The following is a 19822-nucleotide window of genomic DNA, read 5'->3' on the forward strand; positions in this document are numbered from 1 at the left end:
GTCGACGCGCAGAGTGCAGTGGGGCGGTCATCCACCGGCCGGTGACCACTCGTGACACCGCCGGTCCTCGGGCACTCCGGCAAGATCGTGTCACAAGCTCTCAAGGCGCGGCGCGCGGCTCGTGTCAGGCAAGGAACTCGGCGAGTGGGAAGGAGCGATGGCGACGTGGTGGAACCAGGTAGTTCTGCCGGTGGGTCGTGTGCAGGACCGAGTTGATGCCGGCGTGGGGGCTGCGCGGATCGACAGGGAGTGTCCTGTCGGGATAGTGGCCGTCCATCGAGAGCCGAACGATATTGAAGATTTCCGTCGTCGGCTGGAACTGAATGAAGTGCAACCCGGCGGCCGGCTTCTTGCTGTAGTGGTCTGCCGTCGGATCGGATGTGTAGTGGAATGGATTGTCCAGCGTATCGAAATCGCCGCGCACGGGAATGGTCGTCCCTGTGGGATAGGCCTTTCCGTAGTTGCTGGTCTGCGGCAATGTGGTGCTGTCCAGCTCCGACATGCTCCCGGTATGGCCGTACCCGTGGTACCGCTCAACCCCCTGCGCCACCTGGGCCTCACTTTGACCTGGCGGTTGGAGGGCAAGCGTACCCGGCGCGGGCGCGGGTGAGAGGCCGGGATGGAGCATTGCCTGGACGCGATCCGTGTACTGCGGGAAGCTCTTTTCGTACCAGGTCACCAGATCTTGAAATAGATGCGAGAGATGCATGGTGGTGCCCTGTTTGAAGTAACCGTTGGGCCACTGATCGGTGAGGCCGGGCAGGGTTTCCAGATTGGCGATGACACCAGGTCCCATATTCGAATTCAGGGTGGTGGCGAAGCCGAGGAAGCCCTGAGCCGCTCGAGGAATCGACTTCGCACCGGGGATATCGGCCGCCAGCGCCAGCTTGCTCGGCAGGCCCTGTTGCCCGTAGAAACCGCCGCCGGAGAAGCCCTGGCGAATACTCGTCACCTTGAACAGGCTGCCCGCTCGGTTGCTTCCGGACCCGAAGAGGGTGTCGCTGGCTGCCTTGATATTTCCGAGCGAGTCGCTGCGGAGTAGCACGGCCACGTCGTTCTGTTCCAAGCGGACCGGCCCGAATCCTGGCGGGGGCTGGTCGCTGGGGAACGTCCTGGCCTCCTGGAGCGCATATACCGGGTGCCCCTCCTTCTTGGAGGTCTGCAAATCGACCGGCAGATACGCCGGGTACGATGTTCCCGCCTTGAAGAAATCCGACGTCTTGCCCAGGGTCGGGATGTAGTGGTGGAAGTAGGGGAGCCCCCAGGCCACCGTAATGCCCACTCCTGTGGGAGTGGGCGGGAACTGGCGTTCCAGGTCCAGGAGGACAGACTCGAGGTGGTGCTGCGCTTCCTGCAACGCCTTGGCGTTCGCCGACACATTCAGCTTCGCGGTAATGACATGATCGTGCAGGGCCGGCACCCGGACCGCGATCTTGCCGTCGCTGCTCTGCACGCCCGACCCATTGACCATGACCACTTGCTCGCCCTGCAGGATATATTGTTCCTGGCTGGGTGGACTGTCGCTGGCAGTGGGCCGGTGCGGCGGTTTGGCAATGGTGTCGACCATCTCATAGATGCCCACGGACGCCAGAGCGGCACCGAAAGTGCCCGCTGTCCCCTGAAGAAGGTGTCGCCTACTCAAGTTCCCGCGCGACTGCCCCGCACTCTCATTTTCGTTGCTGTCTTTCACGAGACGTTTTCCCTACTGTGGAGTAAATGTCCGCCATCACCCGGCATCGAGGCCCGACCTGCTTGAATGGCCGTGATCGACCTTCTGCCACTCATGTGCGCGTCGGAGGACTCAGGGGTTTTAATGAATGGTGAGGACCAGGTGATTGCTGTCGAATGAGGACCGGCGCGCGACCAGCGCGGATGCGATCTTGCGCAGGTTCCGCCAAATAGCCGATAACAGGGGGCCGACTGCCATCACCTTCGCTGTCACGATATAACCACACAGGGTCTGAGTGATTGAAGCCAACACGCGGCCCGGTTATCGAAGCCAACGCCGACCGAGTGCGTCCGCGGCCGCGTCCTCACCGCCCGGGCGGAAGCGAACCTCGCGTTCTTTGAGTACCAGCTTCTGATCCCCGCCGCATCCAGAAACGGCTCGGCCACCTCAGCCCCATCGAATTCGACGACAAACACCACGCCGCCGGGCAACGACCGCCACCCAGATGGGGATACCGACGTTTATCCCCCGCCGACAGCGATGTGGCCGTCTGAGACAGAAACGAACGGACGGGACCGAATGGTCTGATCTGCGGATCCGCCAGTCCCGTGCCCCCTACAGGCGCAGGCCCCGGAGGGCGACGTCGAGACAGGTGTCCGCGGAGACGTCCTGCTCCGGATGCCTGGGAAGTGCGGAGATCAGGGCGAGGACCTCGTCCGCCGCGACGTCGGCCCGCTGGGGAAGTGTCGGTACCGCGTGCCGCGTCCCGCTCCGGCTTCCTTGGCGACGTCGTCCATGGGGGCGTCCGCGCCGTCACGGCTGAAGACCTTCTGCCCCGCGGCAACCAGTGCCTCGTAGTTGCGGCGGACGTCCGCTCGCAGCGGCCTGGCGTCAAGGGGCGGAGCGCTCATGGGGGATCATCCCGTTTGATGGCCCTCTCCGGCAGGGCGCTGATCGGAGCCGAGCTGGGTGCGCTGCTCGGGGTCACCGACATCGACGGCTCCCGGCCCCGGTCCGAGCGCTACACGCTGGGCGGCCCGCCCGAGCTGCACCCGAGCCTGCTGGGCTGATCCGCCGGCCCCTCTAACGCACCAGACAGGGCCGCTTGGCGTCGAAGGTCCAGCCGTCCACGAGGTAGCGCATCCCGGTCGCGTCGTCGCGGCCCGCACCGAGGTTCCGCTCCTCGTGGAGAGCGTGGGCCGCGAGCAGCCGGTCCATGTCGAGGCGGATGCCGAGCCCGGGGGCGTCGGTGACGGCGACCTCGCCGTCGACGATCCTCGGCGGTGCGACGGTGAGGCGCTCCCTGCCCTCCTGCCAGATCCAGTGCGTATCCAGGGCGTTGTAGTCGCCGGGGGCCGCGGCGCCGCAGTGGGCCATCATGGCCAGGGAGATGTCGAAGTGGTTGTTCGAGTGGCATCCCCAGGTCAGCCCCATCTCGTGGCAGAGCTGTGCCACCCGCACCGAACCGCTCAGGGTCCAGAAGTGCGGATCCGCGAGCGGGATGGAGACCGACTGCAGGGCCAGGGCGTGGGTGAGCTGCCGCCAGTCGGTGGCGATCATGTTGGTCGCGGTGGGCAGGCCGGTGGCCCGGCGGAACTCGGCGAGGATCTCGCGCCCGGAGTAGCCGCCCTCGGCTCCGCAGGGGTCCTCGGCGTAGGCGAGGGTGCCGAGCAGCGGCCGGCACAGTTCGACGGCCTCCCGCAGGGACCAGGCGCCGTTGGGGTCGAGGGTGATCCGGGCCTCGGGGAAGCGTTGCTTCAGCGCCTGTACGGCCTTGACCTCCTCGGCGCCCGCCAGGACACCGCCCTTGAGCTTGAAGTCCCGGAAGCCGTAGCGGTCGTAGGCCGCCTCGGCCTGCCGGACGATCGACTCCGGGGTCAGGGCCTCCTCGCGCCGGATGCGGTACCAGTCCACGGCGGCGTCGGGTTCGCGGAGGTAGTCCAGGTCGGTGCGGTCGGGGTCGCCGACGTAGAAGAGATAGCCGAGGACACGTACCGAGTCGCGCTGCTTGCCGTCGCCGAGCAGGGCGGCGACGGGCACCTCCAGGTGCTGGCCGAGCAGGTCGAGCAGGGCGGACTCGACGGCGGTGACGGCGTGCACGGTCGTCCGCAGGTCGAAGGTCTGCTCGCCGCGGCCACCGGCGTCCCGGCCGCCGAACGCCTCCCCCACGGCCCGCAACACCCGCTTGTGGTCGCCCAGCCGTGCGCCGACGACCAGGGACTCCGCGTCCCGCAGCGTCCGGGTGATCGCCTCCCCGCCGGGCACCTCGCCGAGCCCCGTCCGGCCCTCGGAGTCCTCGACGACCAGGACGTTGCGGGTGAAGTACGGGGCATGGGCGCCCGAGAGGTTGAGCAGCATGGAGTCCCGGCCTGCCACCGGGTACACGGAGAAGCGGGTGACGACGGGCTGACTCATGGGCGAACGTCCTTACGGAAGAGGGGCTTACACACCACGGCCACGCCGGCGGTGACGAGTAGAGGCAAGCCGGTTCCCCTTTGACCCGAGTGTCACATCCGCGTCCATGTCCATGTCCATGAATGATACCCGCGTACAGAGACATCGTCTACATACGGAGACAAGCTACGGATGCAGACGTGCTCAGGTCAATGGGGGTGCGGGAGTGTTCGCCGGACGCTCCCACTCCGAGGTCAGATCCGGTGATCGATTCCCGCGCGTGCGGCGCAGGCGGAGTCCGCGTCGTCGTGGACGAGGGTCGCGTCGCCCGTGGACAGGAGGACCTCGGCCGGCGCCGGGTGCTGGGCGAACTCGGCACGTGGCAGAGCCGGACGACCGGTTCGTGCGGCGGACCGGACCCTCTGGTCCAACCGCCGCGTGAGAAGCGGTCCCTACCGGTCGCCCGGAGTGACCAGTCCGGTCTCGTAGGCGACGACCACCGCCTGGGCGCGGTCGCGCAGGGAGAGTTTGCCGAGGAGTCGGGAGACATGGGTCTTGACGGTGGCCTCGGAGAGGTGGAGGCGCGCGGCGAGTTCGGCGTTGGACAGGCCCTGGGCGAGCAGGCGCAGGACATCGAGTTCGCGTGGGGTGAGATGGCCGAGGTCGCGGTGGTGCGTGCCGCTGTCGCCGCCGGTGCGGGCGAAGCGTTCGACGAGGCGGCGGGTGATGGCGGGCGCCAGCAGTGCGTCGCCGGCCCGGACCGTGCGGACGGCGGCCGTCAGGTGCTCGGGGGTGACGTCCTTGAGCAGAAAGCCGCTGGCTCCGGCGGACAGCGCCGCGTACACGTACCGGTCGAGGTCGAAGGTGGTCAGCATCAGGACGCGGGGCGGGTCGGGGGTGGCGAGGATCCGGCGGGTCGCCTCCAGGCCGTCCAGCTCGGGCATCCGGATGTCCATCAGGACGACGTCCGGCCGGGTGCGCCGGACCGCGTCCACGGCCTGGTGGCCGTCGGTGGCCTCGGCGACGACCTCAATGCCGTCGGCGGTGAGGATCAGCCGGAAGCCGGTGCGCACCAGAGCCTGGTCGTCCACGACGACGACCCGTGTCGGACTTACCGATGAACTCACGTGCGCTCCAGGGGAATCAGGGCCCGGACCCGGTAACCGCCCAGCGGGCGCGGTCCGTTGCTCAGGGTGCCGTCATGCACGGCGAGCCGCTCGCGCAGCCCGACCAGTCCGCGCCCGTTGCCCGTCGCGGCGCCCGGTCCGGGGTCGCCGCCGGAGTCGGTGACCTCGACCCGCAGTTCGTCGTCACCGTACTCGACGCGCACGCTCGCCTTCGAACCGGCCGCGTGTTTCAGGGTGTTGGTGAGCGCCTCCTGCACCACCCGGTAGGCGGTCAGCTCCACGCCCGCGGGCAGTGGCCGGACCGTCCCGGACACGGTGAGTTCGACGGGCGTACCGGTGCCGCGGGTACGGTCGAGCAGCGGGTCGAGCCGGTCAAGGCCGGGCTGCGGCGCGAGGTCCGCCTCCCCGGGATCGTCCATGGTGAGCAGTCCCATCACCTGCCGCAGCTCCCCCATCGCGGTGCGCCCGCCCGCCTCCACCGCGAGCAGCGCCTCACGCGCTTGCTCCGGCGAACTGTCCATGATCTTGCGGGCGGCGCCGGCCTGGATGACCATCACGCTCACGTTGTGGGTCACGACGTCGTGCAACTCCCGGGCGATCCGGGCCCGTTCGCGCTCCACGGCCCGACGCGTCTCCTCGGCCCGCCGCCGCTCGACCGCAGCCAGCCGGTCCCGGCTCTCTTCGGCCCGGACCTTCCAGGTGCGCAGTCCGAGGGTGGCCAGGACCAGCGGGGCTGAGATCATCAGGGGCACGTACTGGGTGGGGACGGTGGGTTCGACGCCGAACGGTGTGTGCGGCACCGATCTCCCGATCGTGAAGCTGAGCAGCACGGCCAGCCCGAGCGTGGCCCTCGCCGCCGCCTGGTAGGGGCTGTAGGCGGCGGCGCTGTAGACGGCGATCACGCAGGCGTAGAAGGTGAGCCGGGTGACGTCACCGGGAGTGAGCACGTTCGCCGCCAGCACGATCCAGAGCACGGCCAGCGGGTAGCGGCGGCGCCAGACAAGGGGCACGGAAGCGAGCAACGCCAGGCAGATCAGGCCCACCGTGCTGTGCCGACCGGTCGGATCGTCCGGGTCTGCCGCGTACTGGATCTCGGAGACGAGGACGAGCAGGGCGAGGGCGGCGTCGAAGAGCCGGCCGCACGCGGTGGATTCGGGCGCGGGGCCGCTCGGCTCCGCCAGTGCGCGCAGTCGTACCAGCGGGCCGGGCGCCCATGTCGTCGTCATCCTCGTATTCTCGGCGCCCGCCGGGCCCCGGGCATCCCTCCGCGGACTACATCTCAGGGATGACCCCGCCGCCCCTACCTCCGAGGCGGTACGGCGATTACCCCCCGCGCCCGTCGTGCCCGGCCCGGCCCGTTCCCTAGCGTCGGCGGCCACCGAGGGACGGAGACCCACCGATGACGACACCACTGATCGAACTGCGGGACGTGACCCGGCGCTACGACGCCGGACCGCCCGCACTGCTGGACGTGACCCTGACCGTGGTGCCCGGGGAGGCCGTCGCGGTGCTGGGTCCTTCCGGCAGCGGCAAGTCGACGCTGCTGAACCTGATCGCCGGCCTGGACCGGCCGGACGAGGGCACGGTGACCGTGGACGGCGTCCGGGTGGACCGGCTGGGCGAGGCGGGCGCGGCCCGTTACCGGCGGACGAAGGTCGGGATGGTGTTCCAGTTCTTCAACCTGCTGGACGACCTGACCGTCGCCGACAATGTCGTGCTGCCCGCCCAACTCGCCGGTACCGGACGGCGGGAGGCCGCCCGCCGGGCGGCGGAGCTGCTCGAATCGCTGGGTATCGCGGCGCACGCGACCGCCTACCCGGGCCGGCTCTCCGGCGGTCAGCGGCAACGCGTCGCGGTGGCGCGGGCGTTGATGAACCGGCCCGCGCTGCTGCTCGCCGACGAACCGACCGGTGCGCTGGACTCCGCGTCCGGCGCCGACGTCAGCCGTCTCCTCCAGGAGCTCAACGCCGACGGCCAGACCCTGGTCCTGGTCACCCACGACCACGACCTGGCCAGGGCCTGCACCCGGCGTACGGTGCACCTCACCGACGGCCGGGTCAGCGCCGACGCCCCGACGGAGGCGGTCCGATGAGCGCCCTCCTCCGGGTCGTCCGGTCGGGTATGGCCCGGCGCCGTACCCAGACGCTGGTCATCGCTCTGGCCGCGCTGCTGGCGGTGACGGCCTCCGTGCTGGCCGGCGCGCTGCTGGTGGCCTCGCGCGCACCCTTCGACAAGGCGTTCCGGCAGCAGCACGGGGCCCAGCTCACCGCGCAGTTCGACGCGGGCCGGGCCGGCCCGGCCCGACTCGCGGCCTCCGCACACGCGTCCGGGGTGACGGGGTCGTCCGGCCCGTTCCCGACGGCGACCGCCACGCCGGACGGCGCGGGCACGCTGTCGGTCGTCGGGCGGGCCGGCCCAGGCGGGGCGGTGGACCGGCTCACGGTGACCGCGGGCCGGTGGGCGCGAGGGACCGGCGAGATCGTGCTCGCTGCGGACCAGGACGGGCCGCCCGTACGGCTCGGGCAGCGGCTGGACTTCCCGGACCTGCCCGGCACTCCGACGCTCACCGTGGTCGGCACGGCCCGCTCGGTCAGCCGTACCGCCGACGCGTGGGTGGTGCCCGCGCAGATCGCCGGGCTGACCGGGCCCGGCCGTGCCGGCGGCTATCAGATGCTGTACCGCTTCACCCACGCGGCCACCGAGGCACAAGTGGCCCGGGACCGTGCGGCGGTGACGGCGGCCGTACCGGCAGGAGCGCTCTCGGGGGCCCGGTCCTGGCTCTCCGTGCGGCAGTTCGCGACCCGTGAGACCGCCCTGTACGTGCCGTTCCTGGTCGCCTTCGGGGTGCTGGGGCTGGTGATGTCGACACTGGTCGTCGGGAGCGTGGTGGCCGGTGCGGTGGGCACCGGGCTGCGGCGGATCGGCGTCCTCAAGGCGGTCGGCTGCACTCCGGGGCAGGTCGTCCGCGCCTATGGGGCGCAGGCGCTGGTGCCCGCCGCGATCGGCACCGGGCTGGGCCTGGTCGCCGGACACCTGCTGGCCACCCCTCTGCTGGCGGACACCTCGGCCGTGTACGGGTCGGTCGGGCTCGGGGTCTCCGCCGGGGTCGATGTGGCCGTCGTGGGCGGGGTGCTGGGCGTGGTGGCCGGCACGGCGTGGCTGAGCGCGTGGCGGGCCGGGCGGCTGCGCACGGTCGACGCGCTGGCCGTGGGCCGCACCCCGGCGGCGGGCCGGGGCCGTGCGACGGCACGACTGGCGGCCCGGCTGCCGGTGCCACGGGCGGTGGGCCTCGGACTGGCCCGGCCCTTCCACCGGCCCGCCCGGGCCGCCTCGATGGTCGCCGCGGTCGTCTTCGGCACGGCGGCGGTCACCTTCGCCGTCGGGATGGCCGCGTCCCTGGGCGAGGTGATCACCGCCAAGAACCACAACGCGGCCGACGTGACCGTGAGCACCCGGCAGCCGGAAGGGCCGGGGCGCGTGCCGCCGGGCACCACGCGGGTGACGGCGGCCGAGGCCGCCGCCGTGCGGGCCGCGATCGCCGCCCAGCCGGGCACCCGCGACCAGTACGGCAGCGTCACGACCGAGGCCGAGGTCGCCGGGGTGACGGGAGGCGTGCCGGTGTTCGGTTACGACGGCGACGCCTCGTGGGGCGGCTTCGCCATGGTGTCGGGGCGCTGGATTCGGGCGGCGGGCGAGGCGGTGGCGGCGGCCCCGTTGCTGACCGCGAGCGGGGCCGAGGTGGGCGACACCATCACCCTCACCGTGCACGGCTCGCCGGTGCGGATCCGGATCGTGGGCGAGGTCTTCGACACCGGCCAGCAGGGCATGCGGGTGTTCACGGACCTGGCGACGCTCCGGACCGCCGATCCGGACCTGCACCCCGCCGACCACGCCGTGCGGCTCGTCCCGGGCACCGACGCCGACGCGTACGTGACACACCTGAACACGGCGCTGAAGTCGTTCGGCGTCTCGGCCACCGACACCAGGTCGGTCAACGGCAGCGACGGCGTGGTCGCCCTCGACGCACTGGCGGCGACGCTCACCCTGATCCTGGTGGCGGTGGCCGCACTCGGGGTGCTGGGCGGGGTCGTCCTCGACACCCATGAGCGCATCCGCGACCTGGGCATCCACAAGGCGCTCGGGATGACACCCCGGCAGACGGTGACGCTGGTGATCACCTCGGTCGTCCTGCCCGGGCTTGCGGGTGGGGTGCTCGGCGTCCCGCTGGGCCTCGCCGTGCACCGCACGGTCATGCCCGCCATGGGCGACAGCGCCGGACTGCGGCTGCCCGACGTGGTCCTCGACGTCTACCGGGCGCCCGAACTGCTCCTCCTCGCCCTGGGCGGCACGGCGCTCGCGATCCTCGGCGCGCTGCTCCCGGCCGGCTGGGCGGCCCGCGTCCGGACGGCGACGGCACTGCGCGCCGAGTAGTCAACGCCCGCTGCTGGACCGGCCGGTGACGAGAGGTGAGACTGAGGGGATCCGACACCCGGGCCCCAGGAGGGTGACCATGGACGACCAGACAGCGCCGCCGCGTGTCGAGCTGACCCCGCAGGCCGCCGAACTGGTGCGCCGGCTGCGCGCCGAGCACGGCCCGCTGATGTTCCACCAGTCCGGCGGCTGCTGCGACGGCAGCGCGCCCATGTGCTACCTCGACGGCGAGTTCCGCACCGGCGGCTCGGACGTGCTGCTGGCCGAGCTGGCGGTGGACGGCGTCGAGGAGCCGGTCACCTTCTGGATGTCCCGGAGCCAGTACGAGGCGTGGAGCCACACCCGGCTGATCGTGGACGTGGTACCCGGACGGGGGAGCGGTTTCTCCCTGGAGGCACCCGAGGGGGTGCGTTTTCTCACCCGTTCTCGCGTAGTCGACGCCTAGCCGCCCTGCCGGTCACTCTCTTCTGCTGCACTTCCCTGAGTCCTGAGGTACTTGACGAGACATCAGGGGGTGCGGTGACGCATCGTCAGAGACGACTTGCAGCGACGACCCGAACTCTGTTCACGATTCTCACGACGTCCGGCTTGCTGGCCGGTGCCGCCCTCACGGGAGCGGCACCGGCCGGCGCCGTGTCGGGCGCCGACCAGATCGCGCCCGGCGTCACCTACCGGCAGTTCGACGTCCCGGCGGCCAAGGGCACGGTCCACGCCCACCTGCTGACCGTCGACCTCGACAACCCGCACGTCCACGTGGACCTCCTCCACCCGGGTGCGGTGGCCGCCCGGTCGCCCGTGTCCACGATGGCGGACGCGGCGGGCGCGGTCGCCGGCGTGAACGGCGACTTCTTCAACATCACCGAGACCCAGCACCCGGGCGTCGAGGCGACCGGCGCGAGCGTCGGCCCGGCGATCGCCCACGGCCGGCCGCTCAAGGCCGCGGTGCCGAGGGCCCAGCGGTTCGGCCCGTCGCTGCCGCCCGGCACCGACACCACCGACGTCTTCGGCGTCGGCGTGGACCGCCGGGCCCGGCTGGACCGGCTGACGCTCGTGGGCACCGTCCACACCCCGGACGGGAACCTCACACTGCGGGGCCTCAACCAGTACGCGCTGGCGCAGGACTCCGTCGGCCTCTACACCGCCGCCTGGGGCCCGGCCTCCCGCAAACGCGCCACCTGTGGCTCGGACACCAGCCGGGCGGCCGGATGCAGCACGGACACCTACGAGGTGCGGATCCGCGGCGGCAAGGTCGTCGACACCGCCACCAGCCCGGGCAGCGGCGCCATCGCGGCGGGTACGACGGTCCTGCTGGGCCGGGAGGCCGGCGCGGACCAGCTGCGCCGGCTCACCAAGGGCGAACGGGTCACCGTACGCAGGCAGATGGTCGCCTCCGCCTCCAAGGTCCCCTACCGCTTCGCGGTCGGCGGCTACCCGGTGCTGCGCGGCGGCGAGCCGCTGGCCGGACTCGACGACACCACCACCGCCGTACGCACCGCGGCCGGCTACACGAGCGGCGGACGCGAACTCCTGCTGCTCGCACTGGACGGCGCGGTGGCCTACCGCAGCGGCATGAGCATCGCCGAAGTCGCCGACGAGATGCGGGAGTTGGGGGCGGTCGACGCGTTCAGCCTGGACGGCGGCGGCTCCACGACACTGGTGGCCCGCACCCCGGGCGACGAGGCGGTGAGCGTGCTCAACCACCCGACCGAGAGCCCGGAACGCGCCGTGGCGAACGGGATCGGGGTCTTCTCGAAATCCTGACCCCGAGCCACTCACCGCCCGCCCTGGCCGACGGCACCCGACCGTCGGCTCAGGGCCGCAGACTGCTCACCAGGTCGGCGGTCGCGGTGAGCCCGCTGCTGATGGTGGGCGCCATGCTGGTGCTGGCCAGGTAGAAGCCGAGCAGCATGCAGACCAGGGCGTGCGAGATCTTCAGCGCGCCCTGGCGCATGAAGAGCACGGCCAGGAACAGAAGCAGCAGCACCACAGAGATGGAAACGGCCATCGCGAACCTCCTCCGCCACGCCCGTTTCGGGGCGTTCGGCCGCAAGTGTGGCGTAGCGGAGGGTGGGCCCGTGCGGTCGACACGTGCCCCGTTCGGGTGGTGTTACGACCCCCGGTGGGTGTCCAGGAAGGCTTCCAGGCCGGCCAGGTCGTCGGTGTTGAAGTAGTCGACGTCGGCGGCGAGCAGTTCGCTCCACAGCGCGTCGCGGGCGTCCCCGGCCACGTCGGGGGTGTTCCAGAAGCGCACCGTCTGGCCGCGGTCGTGCGCCTGGCCGATGATGGCACGCAGCTTCTGCCGCTCGGCCTCGGGGAACGCGCCCTCTCCGAGCCAGGTGAAGTTGAGCTGCCAGTTGTCGCTGATCAGTGGGACGAAGGAGGCGAGCGCCGAGGTGCCGAGATCGGTGAACCGGCCGTCGTAGAAGGCCCGGCGCACGGTCTGCGCCTCCATCGGCGTACGCGCGGCACGGTCACCGGAGATGACGTTGGTGACGGCACCGGGGATGACGCGGCCGTGGGCGTACGTCGTGAACAGGTGCTGATAGCGCCGGAGGTGCCGGTCGAGTTCGAGGTACGTCGACGATCCCTCGGTCTTGATGTCGATGAGCAGTTGGAGCGGCTCGCGCCAACCCCGGTACACGGAACCGTGGTTGGCCTTCACGATCCGGGCCAGCGGGTCCAGGTAGAGGGACTCCAGGGTGCGACTCGGGTCGAGGTCGTCCGCGGTGTGGCCGATGAGCAGCTGGTCGCCGACGAGGAAGATGTCCGCCTCGACGCTGCCGAAGCGGTGGCCGAGGGCGTCGAAGAGGGGGTGGGTGTGCTCGTAGTCGTTGTGGGCGTGGGCACGCCACAGCGGACGCGGGCCGCGGTGACCGCCGCCCGCCCAGGCCTGCGCGCCGGGCAGCACGACAGCGCCCGCGAGGGCGGCGCCGAGGGTGCTGAGGGCTCTGCGACGGGTGGTGAGGGCCATGTGCTCTGCCTCCCTTGTAGGGCCTTGAGGGACCCAAGGGAGTATGCGGGCGAGCGGAGCCCAATTGGCGCGGGCATGAAGGGAATTGGCTGGACTGCCACCCCCGGTTCACTTCATACGTGCCTCAGCAGGGGCACGCCGCAAAGGGGACGCGGGGGTGTGTCGCATATGCGGCTCCGCCGCGTGTGCGCGACCGGTCCCCCACGCGCCCGCACCAAACGACCGTCACATCACGGCGCCTGAAGACCGACCAGTTCGGCCAAGGCCCCCCGATGCGCCCCCGCCGTACCAAAGGCGATCGAATCGGCCTTGGCCCGCTTCAGGTACAGGTGAATCGGATGTTCCCAGGTCATCCCGATCCCCGCGTGCAACTGCAGCGCTTCCTCGGCCGCGTGCACGGCAACCGGCGCCGCGTAGGCCTGCGCAACGGCCACCAGCACATCGGCATCCTCGCCGGAGGCCAGCGCATCGGCGGCACCCCGCGCGGCTGCCCGCAGGTTCACGACCTCCAGCCACAGCTGCGCCAGCCGGTGCTTGATCGCCTGGAACCCGCCCACCGGCCGGTTGAACTGCTTGCGCTCCTTGAGGTACCGCACGGTCTCGGTCAACGCCCATTCGGCGACGCCGAACTGCTCGGAGGCCAGCAGCCCGGCCCCGGCCCGCAGCGCCCGCCGCACGGCGGGCTCGGCGTCACCCACCCGGCGCCCGACGGCCCCGTCGAGGGTGACCGTGGCGAGCGGCCGGGTCAGGTCGAAGGACACCTGCGGGGTAAGGGTGACAGCCGCCGCCTCGACGGCGTACAGCCCCCCGTCGTCCCCCGGCACCAGCAGCACGTCCGCGGCGACCGCATCCGCGATCCCGGTCAACTCACCGTACAGGCGCCCGTCCTCGACGCGTACGGTCTGCACCGCGGCCCCCGGAGCGACATGCAGCCCCACGGCCAGCGCACCGATCGTCCGCCCCGACGCCAGCTTGCCGAGCAGTTCCTCGTCACCGCAGGCGAGCAGCGCCTCGGTCGCCACCACGGCACTGGTCAGATACGGCACAGGCGCCACGGCCCGACCCAACTCCTCCAGGATGACGGCGACTTCGCGGTGCGAGCCGCCCTGGCCGCCCTGTTTCTCCGGCACCAGCAGGCCGGCGAGCCCCATACCCTCGGTGAGGGCCTTCCAGGCCGCCAGGTCGTGCGGGGCGTCCGACTCGGTGCGGGCGATGACGCCCGGCGCGTCGCAGTGGTCGGACAGCAGGTCCCGCACCGCGGCCCGCAGCGCCTCTTCCTCCTCCGAGTACAGCAGGTCGGGCTGTGTGCTCTGTGTTGTCATCGGGCGAGGTCCTTCCACGCGACGTCCTTGTCGGTGCGCGGCTCGGCCGGCAGGCCCAGGACGCGTTCGGCGACGATGTTCAGCAGGACCTCGCTGGTCCCGCCCTCGATGCTGTTGCCCTTGGCGCGGAGGTAGCGGTAGCCGGCGTCGCGGCCGGTGAAGTCCACCAGTTCGGGCCGGCGCATGGTCCAGTCGTCGTACAACAGGCCTTCCTCACCCCGGAGTTCGACCTCAAGGCCGCTGATCTCCTGGTTGAGGCGGGCGAAGGCGAGCTTCATGCCGGCGCCCTCGGGGCCGGGCTGTCCGGCGACGAGCTGCTGGCGCAGGCGTTCGGCGGTGAGCCGGGCGACCTCGGACTCGACCCACAGCTTCAGCAGCCGTTGGTGCAGGTCGTGGGTGCGCAGCTCGGGGCGCTCGCGCCAGGTCTTCGCGACCGGCCCGATCATGCCGCCCTCGCGGGGCAGCCGCATGCCGCCGATCGCGACGCGCTCGTTGTTGAGGGTGGTCTGCGCGACCCGCCAGCCGTCGCCGATCGCGCCGAGACGGCGGGAGTCGGGGATGCGCACGTCGGTGAGGAAGACCTCGTTGAACTCGGCCTCGCCGGTGACCTGCCGCAGCGGCCGGACGTCCACGCCCGGGTCGGTCATGTCGCAGATGAAGTAGGTGATGCCCGCGTGCTTGGGCACGTTCGGGTCGGTGCGGGCGATGAGGATGGCCCAACGGGAGTTGTGCGCCCCGGAGGTCCACACCTTCTGCCCGTTCACCACCCACTCGTCGCCCTCGCGGACGGCCCGGGTGCCCAGCGCGGCCAGGTCGGAGCCGGCCCCCGGCTCACTGAACAGCTGGCACCAGACCTCCTCCCCGATCCACAGCGGCCGCAGATAGCGCTGCTTCTGCTCCTCCGTGCCGTACTTGAGGATGGTCGGCGCGGCCATGCCGAGTCCGATGCCGTTGCGGCGCGAGTCGTTGTCGGGGGCGCCCGCGGCCTCCAGCTCCGCGTCCACGACGACCTGGAGGGAGCGCGGGGCGCCCAGTCCGCCGAGGCCCTCCGGGTAGTGCACCCAGGCGAGTCCCGCGTCGAAGCGGGCCTTGAGGAAGTCGAGCCGGTCCGTCGTGGCGGGCGGGTGCGCGGCCAGCAACTCGGCGGTGCGGCGTGTGAGTTCGGCGGCGTCGGTCATGCCGCGGCTCCCTTCGGTACGACGGTGACCCGGCCGGTGGTGACGCCGTCACCGACGCGCTGTACGGCCGCCGCGGCCTCGGTCAGCGGTACCCGCTCGCTCACCAGGGGCTTGATGGCGCCCTTGGCGGCCAGCTCGGTGAGCTGCCGGTGGCAGTCCAGGATCAGCTTGGGGTTCTTGGTGGCGTACAGGCCCCAGTGCAGGCCCTGGATCGAGTAGTTCTTCACCAGGGCGTGGTTGAGCGCCGGGCTCGGGATGGTGCCGCTGGCGAAGCCTACGACCACGATCCGGCCCTCGAAGGCGACCACCTTGGTCGACTGGGTGTAGGCCTCGCCGCCGACCGGGTCGTAGATCACGTCGGCGCCCCGGCCGCCGGTGGCCTCCTTCACGGCGGCGACGACGTCCTCGGCACGCCGGTCGACGACGACGTCACAGCCCAGCTCGCGGGCCACGGCCGCCTTGTCGGCGCCGCCCACCACACCGATCACCGTGGCCCCGGCCGCCTTGCCGAGCTGTACGGCCGCGCTGCCGACGCCGCCGGCGGCGGCGTGCACGAGCAGCGTCTCGCCGGCCTGGAGCCCGGCCCGGCGGTGCAGGCCGAACCAGCCCGTCTGGTAGCCGATGTGCAGGGCGGCGGTCTCGGCGTCGTCCAGCGCGTCCGGGGCGGGCAGCAGGGCGGCGGCGTCCGCGACCGCGTACTCGGCGAAGCCGCCGTGCGGCAGCACGGGGTTGGCGATCACCCGGCGCCCGTCCTCGGTCTCACCGCAGATCTCCACGCCGGGCGTGAACGGCAGCGGCGGGCGTACCTGGTAGTGCCCTCGGCACATCAGCACATCGGGGAAGTTGATGTTGGCGGCACGCACCTTGAGCAGGACCTGGCCGTCACCGGGCGTGGGCCGCTCCACCTCCTCGAGCCGCATCACCTCGCTCGGCTCGCCGTTCTCGTGCACTTGCCATGCCTGCATGCGGTGCCTCCACAGACTGCTTCGTCGGGGTCCATCGCATACTAAGCGGTCGCTTGCCGCTGAGGGAACAGCCGACGGCACGCGGGACGCGTCACGCCGTGCTTCTCGGCCGTGCTCGCACATGCATCCGCTCCCCCTGCGGCCCGAACAGGCTGAGGAACTCCACCGGCCCCTCCCCCGTCGACCCGAACCAGTGCGGCACCCGGGTGTCGAACTCGGCCGCCTCCCCCGCCGCCAGTACGACGTCATGCTCACCGAGCACCAGCCGCAGCTTCCCGGACAGCACGTACAACCACTCGTAGCCCTCATGGGTGCGCGGTTCGGGATCGAGTTTCCGCTTCGGTTCGACCACCTTGAATGCCTGCAGGCCACCGGGCTGCCGGGTCAGCGGCCAGAAGGTGCGGCCGTACCGCTCCATCGGCTTGGCCCGCACCCGGGGATCCCCGACCGGCGGGGCGCCGACCAGTTCGTCCAGAGGCACCTGGTGGGCCTGGGCGATCGGCAGCAGCAGCTCCAGGCTGGGCTTGCGCAGCCCCGCTTCCAGCCGGGAGAGGGTGCTGACCGAGATGCCGGTGGTCTCGGAGAGGGCGGCGAGGGTGACCTCCCGCTCCTTGCGGAGTTTGCGCAGCCGGGGGCCCACCCCCGCGAGAACGTCGTCCGTGGTCATGGACGTATTGCAGTTTCGGCAAAGCGGTTTGTCAATCCGGCCACGGATGCGCGACCGTCGCCGACGGAGGTGGTCACCATGACCGATACGTACGAGGTGGTCGTCGTCGGAGGCGGCGCGGCCGGGCTGTCCGCGGCGCTGGTCCTGGGCCGGGCCCGGCGCCGCACCCTGGTCGTCGACGCGGGCGAGCCCCGCAACGCCCCCGCCGCCCATATGCAGGGCTTTCTGTCCCGGGACGGCATGCCGCCCGCGGAATTCCTCGCCGCCGGCCGCGCGGAGATCGCGCGGTACGGCGTGGAACTGGTCCGGGACCGGGCGGTGGACGCGTCCAGGGACGGCGACTTCACGGTGTCGCTGGCGAGCGGCCGCCAGGTCCGGGCCCGGCAGCTGGTGGTCGCCACCGGCCTGAAGGACGAGCTGCCGACCGTGTCCGGCGTCGCCGAGCGGTTCGGCCGGGATGTGCTGCACTGCCCGTACTGCCACGGCTGGGAGGTCCGCGACCAGGCCTTCGGCGTACTGGCCACGACCCCGATGAGCGTGCACCAGGCGCTGATGGTCACCCAGTGGTCCAAGGACGTCACGCTGTTCCTGCACCAGATCGCCGAGACCGAGCTGTCCGACGACGACCTGCGGCGGCTGGCCGCGGCCGGGGTCCGGGTGGTGCCGGGCGAGGTCGCCGGGCTGAGGATCGAGGACGACCGGCTCACCGGCGTACGGCTCTCGGACGGCGGCGTGCACCCGCGGGAGGCACTGTTCGTCGCCCCGCGCCCGGTCCCGCAGAACGACCTGCTGGTCGGGCTGGGCGCGGAGATGACGGAGACCCCCTTCGGCGCCTACCCGCTGATCGACGAGCGGGGCCTGACGACCGTGCCGGGGTTGTGGGCGGCGGGCAACGCGAGCGGCTTCGCCGAGCAGGTGGTCAACGCGGCCAGCCGGGGCTGTCGCGCCGGTGCGGCGATCAACGGCGAGTTGCTCTTCGCGGATCTGGACGCCGCCGTGCGGGTGTAGTCCGGGGCCGCCCGTTGCACCATGGCTGCATGCTGCTGACCCGGCTCGCCGAAGTGTCCCGGGAGGTCGCCGCCACCGCGGCCCGTTCCCGCAAGACCGCGCTGCTCGCCGACCTCTTCCGGGAGACGGCCCCGGACGACGTACCGATCGTCATCCCCTATCTGGCCGGCCGCCTCCCACAGGGCCGCCTCGGCGTCGGCTGGAAGGTGCTGAGCCGGCCGGTCCCGCCGGCCGCCGAGCCGTCCCTCACCGTCCGTGAGGTCGATGCCCGGCTGACCGAGCTGGGCAAGGTCGCCGGGCCCGGTTCGCAGGCCGAACGCGCCCGGATCGTGGGGGAGTTGATGGGCGCGGCGACCGCCGACGAACAGCGCTTCCTGCTGGGGCTGATCACCGGTGAGGTACGGCAGGGCGCCCTGGACGCGGTGGCCGTCGAGGGGCTCGCGCAGGCGACCGGCGCCGACTCGGCCGACGTACGCCGGGCGGTGATGCTCGCCGGGTCCCTCCAGATGGTGGCCGAGGCGCTGCTGGGCGACGGCCCGCCGGCCCTCGCCCGCTTCCGGCTCACCGTCGGCCGCCCGGTGCTGCCCATGCTGGCGCACACCGCCGCCTCGGTCGGCGAGGCGGTCGGCAAACTGGGCGCCTGCGCGGTCGAGGAGAAACTCGACGGCATCCGGGTCCAGGTCCACCGGGACGGCGACACGGTACGGATCTACACCCGCACCCTCGACGACATCACCGACCGGCTCCCCGAAGTGACCGCCGCCACACTGGAGTTGAGAGGCGACCGGTTCATCCTGGACGGCGAGGTGATCTCCTTCGACGCCGACGGCCGCCCCCGCTCCTTCCAGGAGACGGCGGGCCGGGTCGGCTCCCGGACGGACGTGGCGAAGGCCGCACGGGAGGTGCCGGTCTCCCCCGTCTTCTTCGACGCTCTCTCCGTCGGCGACCACGACCTCCTCGACCTCTCCTTCGCCGAACGGCACACGGAGCTGGCCCGGCTGGTCCCCGAGCCGATGCGGGTCCGCCGGGCGGTGGTGTCCGGGCCGAAGGACGCGGCGGCCGCCGAGGAGTTCCTCGCCGCCACCCTGGAACGCGGTCACGAGGGCGTGGTCGTCAAGGCCCTGGACGCCCCCTACAGAGCGGGCCGGCGCGGCGCCTCCTGGCTGAAGGTCAAGCCGGTGCACACCCTCGACCTGGTCGTCCTGGCCGCCGAGTGGGGGCACGGCCGGCGCACCGGCAAGCTCTCCAACCTCCACCTCGGCGCCCGTACCCCGGACGGCGGCTTCGCCATGCTCGGCAAGACCTTCAAGGGCATGACCGACGCGATGCTGGAGTGGGGGACCGCCCGCCTGAAGGAACTGGAGGTCTCGGACAACGGCTGGGTGGTGACCGTACGCCCCGAACTCGTCGTCGAGATCGCCTACGACGGCCTGCAGAGGTCCTCCCGCTACCCGGCCGGCGTCACCCTGCGGTTCGCCCGGGTCGTCCGCTACCGCGAGGACAAGCGGCCGCAGGAGGCCGATACGGTGGAGACCCTGCTGGCCGCCCACCCGGAGGTACGGCGTTGACGGAGCCGAAGCGAAGCGCCGGACTGCTGTTGTTCCGGCACACCGACCAGGGCCTCGAGGTATTGCTCGGCCATATGGGCGGCCCCTACTTCGCGAAGAAGGACGCGGGCGCCTGGACCGTCCCCAAGGGCGAGTACGCGCCGGACGAGCCGGCCTGGGCGGCGGCCCGCCGTGAGTTCCAGGAGGAACTGGGCCTGCCGCCCCCGGACGGCGAGGCGATCGCCCTCGGCGAGGTCCGGCAGAGCAACGGCAAGATCGTGACGGTGTGGGCGGTCGAGGCGGACCTGGACCCGGCCGCGGTCGACCCCGGCACCTTCACGATGGAGTGGCCGCCGCGGTCGGGCCGGATCCAGGAGTTCCCCGAGCTGGACCGGGTGGCCTGGCTCGGCCCCGACCGGGCCCGCGAGGTGATCGTCAAGGCGCAGGCGGCGTTTCTCGACCGGCTGGCGGAGCACACGGACTGAACAGATGCGCATGCGTTGCGGTCCACCGGACCGCGCGCGAAGGTCGAAGCAAACCCGC

The 19822-nt window shown here is 71.6% G+C and carries 19 protein-coding genes; 8 read left to right on the top strand and 11 right to left on the bottom strand.

Going from position 1 to position 19822, the window contains the following annotated elements:
• Positions 1 to 124: 124 nt before the first annotated feature.
• Together AB0N16_RS38505 and AB0N16_RS38510 are read right to left on the bottom strand one after the other, a co-directional pair.
• Positions 125 to 1582: a hypothetical protein gene (locus AB0N16_RS38505; protein WP_365805154.1), complete on the bottom strand. Its 1458-nt coding sequence runs from the start codon at positions 1580 to 1582 to the stop codon at positions 125 to 127.
• 785 nt (positions 1583 to 2367) lie between these two features.
• Positions 2368 to 2580 carry a helix-turn-helix domain-containing protein gene (locus tag AB0N16_RS38510; RefSeq protein WP_365805156.1) on the bottom strand — a complete coding sequence of 71 codons (213 nt, stop codon included), beginning with the start codon at positions 2578 to 2580 and terminating at the stop codon, positions 2368 to 2370.
• Positions 2581 to 2598: 18 nt separating this feature from the next.
• Between AB0N16_RS38510 and AB0N16_RS38515 the strand changes: the two genes are divergently transcribed.
• Positions 2599 to 2739 (top strand): hypothetical protein, encoded by a 141-nt coding sequence (locus tag AB0N16_RS38515; RefSeq protein WP_365805158.1) that lies wholly within the window; start codon positions 2599 to 2601, stop codon positions 2737 to 2739.
• A gap of 13 nt (positions 2740 to 2752) precedes the next feature.
• On the opposite strand, the gene AB0N16_RS38520 is transcribed toward AB0N16_RS38515, so the two are convergent.
• The 3 genes from AB0N16_RS38520 to AB0N16_RS38530 form a co-directional block, all read right to left on the bottom strand.
• The gene (locus AB0N16_RS38520; RefSeq protein ID WP_365805160.1) at positions 2753 to 4084 is read right to left on the bottom strand and encodes an enolase C-terminal domain-like protein; all 1332 of its coding nucleotides are present in this window, start codon (positions 4082 to 4084) and stop codon (positions 2753 to 2755) included.
• Positions 4085 to 4515: 431 nt separating this feature from the next.
• Positions 4516 to 5190 carry a response regulator transcription factor gene (locus AB0N16_RS38525; protein ID WP_365805162.1) on the bottom strand — a complete coding sequence of 225 codons (675 nt, stop codon included), beginning with the start codon at positions 5188 to 5190 and terminating at the stop codon, positions 4516 to 4518.
• The gene (locus tag AB0N16_RS38530; RefSeq protein ID WP_365805164.1) at positions 5187 to 6416 is read right to left on the bottom strand and encodes a histidine kinase; all 1230 of its coding nucleotides are present in this window, start codon (positions 6414 to 6416) and stop codon (positions 5187 to 5189) included. The genes AB0N16_RS38525 and AB0N16_RS38530 overlap by 4 nt, the downstream gene beginning before the upstream one ends.
• Positions 6417 to 6589: 173 nt before the next feature.
• Here AB0N16_RS38530 and AB0N16_RS38535 point away from each other — a divergent pair, with 173 nt between their 5' ends.
• The 4 genes from AB0N16_RS38535 (at position 6590) to AB0N16_RS38550 (ending at position 11382) form a co-directional block, all read left to right on the top strand.
• Positions 6590 to 7282, top strand: a complete 693-nt coding sequence (locus tag AB0N16_RS38535; RefSeq protein WP_365805166.1) for an ABC transporter ATP-binding protein — start codon at positions 6590 to 6592, stop codon at positions 7280 to 7282.
• On the top strand, positions 7279 to 9621 hold the full coding sequence (locus tag AB0N16_RS38540) for an FtsX-like permease family protein (protein ID WP_365805168.1): 2343 nt from the start codon (positions 7279 to 7281) through the stop codon (positions 9619 to 9621). The genes AB0N16_RS38535 and AB0N16_RS38540 overlap by 4 nt, the downstream gene beginning before the upstream one ends.
• 79 nt (positions 9622 to 9700) lie before the next feature.
• Positions 9701 to 10066, top strand: coding sequence for a DUF779 domain-containing protein (locus AB0N16_RS38545; protein ID WP_365805170.1), 366 nt, complete (start codon positions 9701 to 9703; stop codon positions 10064 to 10066).
• A gap of 143 nt (positions 10067 to 10209) precedes the next feature.
• Complete coding sequence (locus AB0N16_RS38550) at positions 10210 to 11382, top strand: phosphodiester glycosidase family protein (protein WP_365805172.1); 1173 nt, start codon at positions 10210 to 10212, stop codon at positions 11380 to 11382.
• A gap of 49 nt (positions 11383 to 11431) precedes the next feature.
• Here the strand turns inward: AB0N16_RS38550 and AB0N16_RS38555 are convergent, their stop codons facing one another.
• From AB0N16_RS38555 to AB0N16_RS38580, 6 genes are all read right to left on the bottom strand, one after another.
• On the bottom strand, positions 11432 to 11626 hold the full coding sequence (locus tag AB0N16_RS38555; RefSeq protein WP_362562152.1) for a hypothetical protein: 195 nt from the start codon (positions 11624 to 11626) through the stop codon (positions 11432 to 11434).
• A gap of 102 nt (positions 11627 to 11728) precedes the next feature.
• Positions 11729 to 12592: a phosphatidylinositol-specific phospholipase C/glycerophosphodiester phosphodiesterase family protein gene (locus AB0N16_RS38560; protein ID WP_365805174.1), complete on the bottom strand. Its 864-nt coding sequence runs from the start codon at positions 12590 to 12592 to the stop codon at positions 11729 to 11731.
• A gap of 230 nt (positions 12593 to 12822) precedes the next feature.
• Positions 12823 to 13914 (bottom strand): acyl-CoA dehydrogenase family protein, encoded by a 1092-nt coding sequence (locus AB0N16_RS38565; protein WP_365805176.1) that lies wholly within the window; start codon positions 13912 to 13914, stop codon positions 12823 to 12825.
• Positions 13911 to 15092, bottom strand: coding sequence for an acyl-CoA dehydrogenase family protein (locus AB0N16_RS38570; RefSeq protein ID WP_365805178.1), 1182 nt, complete (start codon positions 15090 to 15092; stop codon positions 13911 to 13913). Before AB0N16_RS38570 ends, AB0N16_RS38565 begins: the two co-directional genes overlap by 4 nt.
• On the bottom strand, positions 15089 to 16057 hold the full coding sequence (locus AB0N16_RS38575) for an NADPH:quinone oxidoreductase family protein (RefSeq protein WP_365805180.1): 969 nt from the start codon (positions 16055 to 16057) through the stop codon (positions 15089 to 15091). Before AB0N16_RS38575 ends, AB0N16_RS38570 begins: the two co-directional genes overlap by 4 nt.
• Before the next feature lie 91 nt (positions 16058 to 16148).
• On the bottom strand, positions 16149 to 16724 hold the full coding sequence (locus AB0N16_RS38580; protein WP_351698402.1) for an XRE family transcriptional regulator: 576 nt from the start codon (positions 16722 to 16724) through the stop codon (positions 16149 to 16151).
• Between the two features lie 78 nt (positions 16725 to 16802).
• Here AB0N16_RS38580 and AB0N16_RS38585 point away from each other — a divergent pair, with 78 nt between their 5' ends.
• The 3 genes from AB0N16_RS38585 to AB0N16_RS38595 are packed head-to-tail and all read left to right on the top strand — an operon-like array spanning position 16803 to position 19764.
• The gene (locus tag AB0N16_RS38585; RefSeq protein WP_365805182.1) at positions 16803 to 17732 is read left to right on the top strand and encodes an NAD(P)/FAD-dependent oxidoreductase; all 930 of its coding nucleotides are present in this window, start codon (positions 16803 to 16805) and stop codon (positions 17730 to 17732) included.
• A gap of 29 nt (positions 17733 to 17761) precedes the next feature.
• A complete protein-coding gene (locus AB0N16_RS38590) occupies positions 17762 to 19300 on the top strand; it encodes an ATP-dependent DNA ligase (protein WP_365805184.1) in 1539 nt (512 codons plus the stop codon).
• Positions 19297 to 19764, top strand: coding sequence for an NUDIX domain-containing protein (locus AB0N16_RS38595; protein WP_365805186.1), 468 nt, complete (start codon positions 19297 to 19299; stop codon positions 19762 to 19764). The genes AB0N16_RS38590 and AB0N16_RS38595 overlap by 4 nt, the downstream gene beginning before the upstream one ends.
• Positions 19765 to 19822: the final 58 nt, after the last annotated feature.

The sequence above is a fragment of the Streptomyces sp. NPDC051105 genome (assembly GCF_040682795.1).
Taxonomy (GTDB): domain Bacteria; phylum Actinomycetota; class Actinomycetes; order Streptomycetales; family Streptomycetaceae; genus Streptomyces.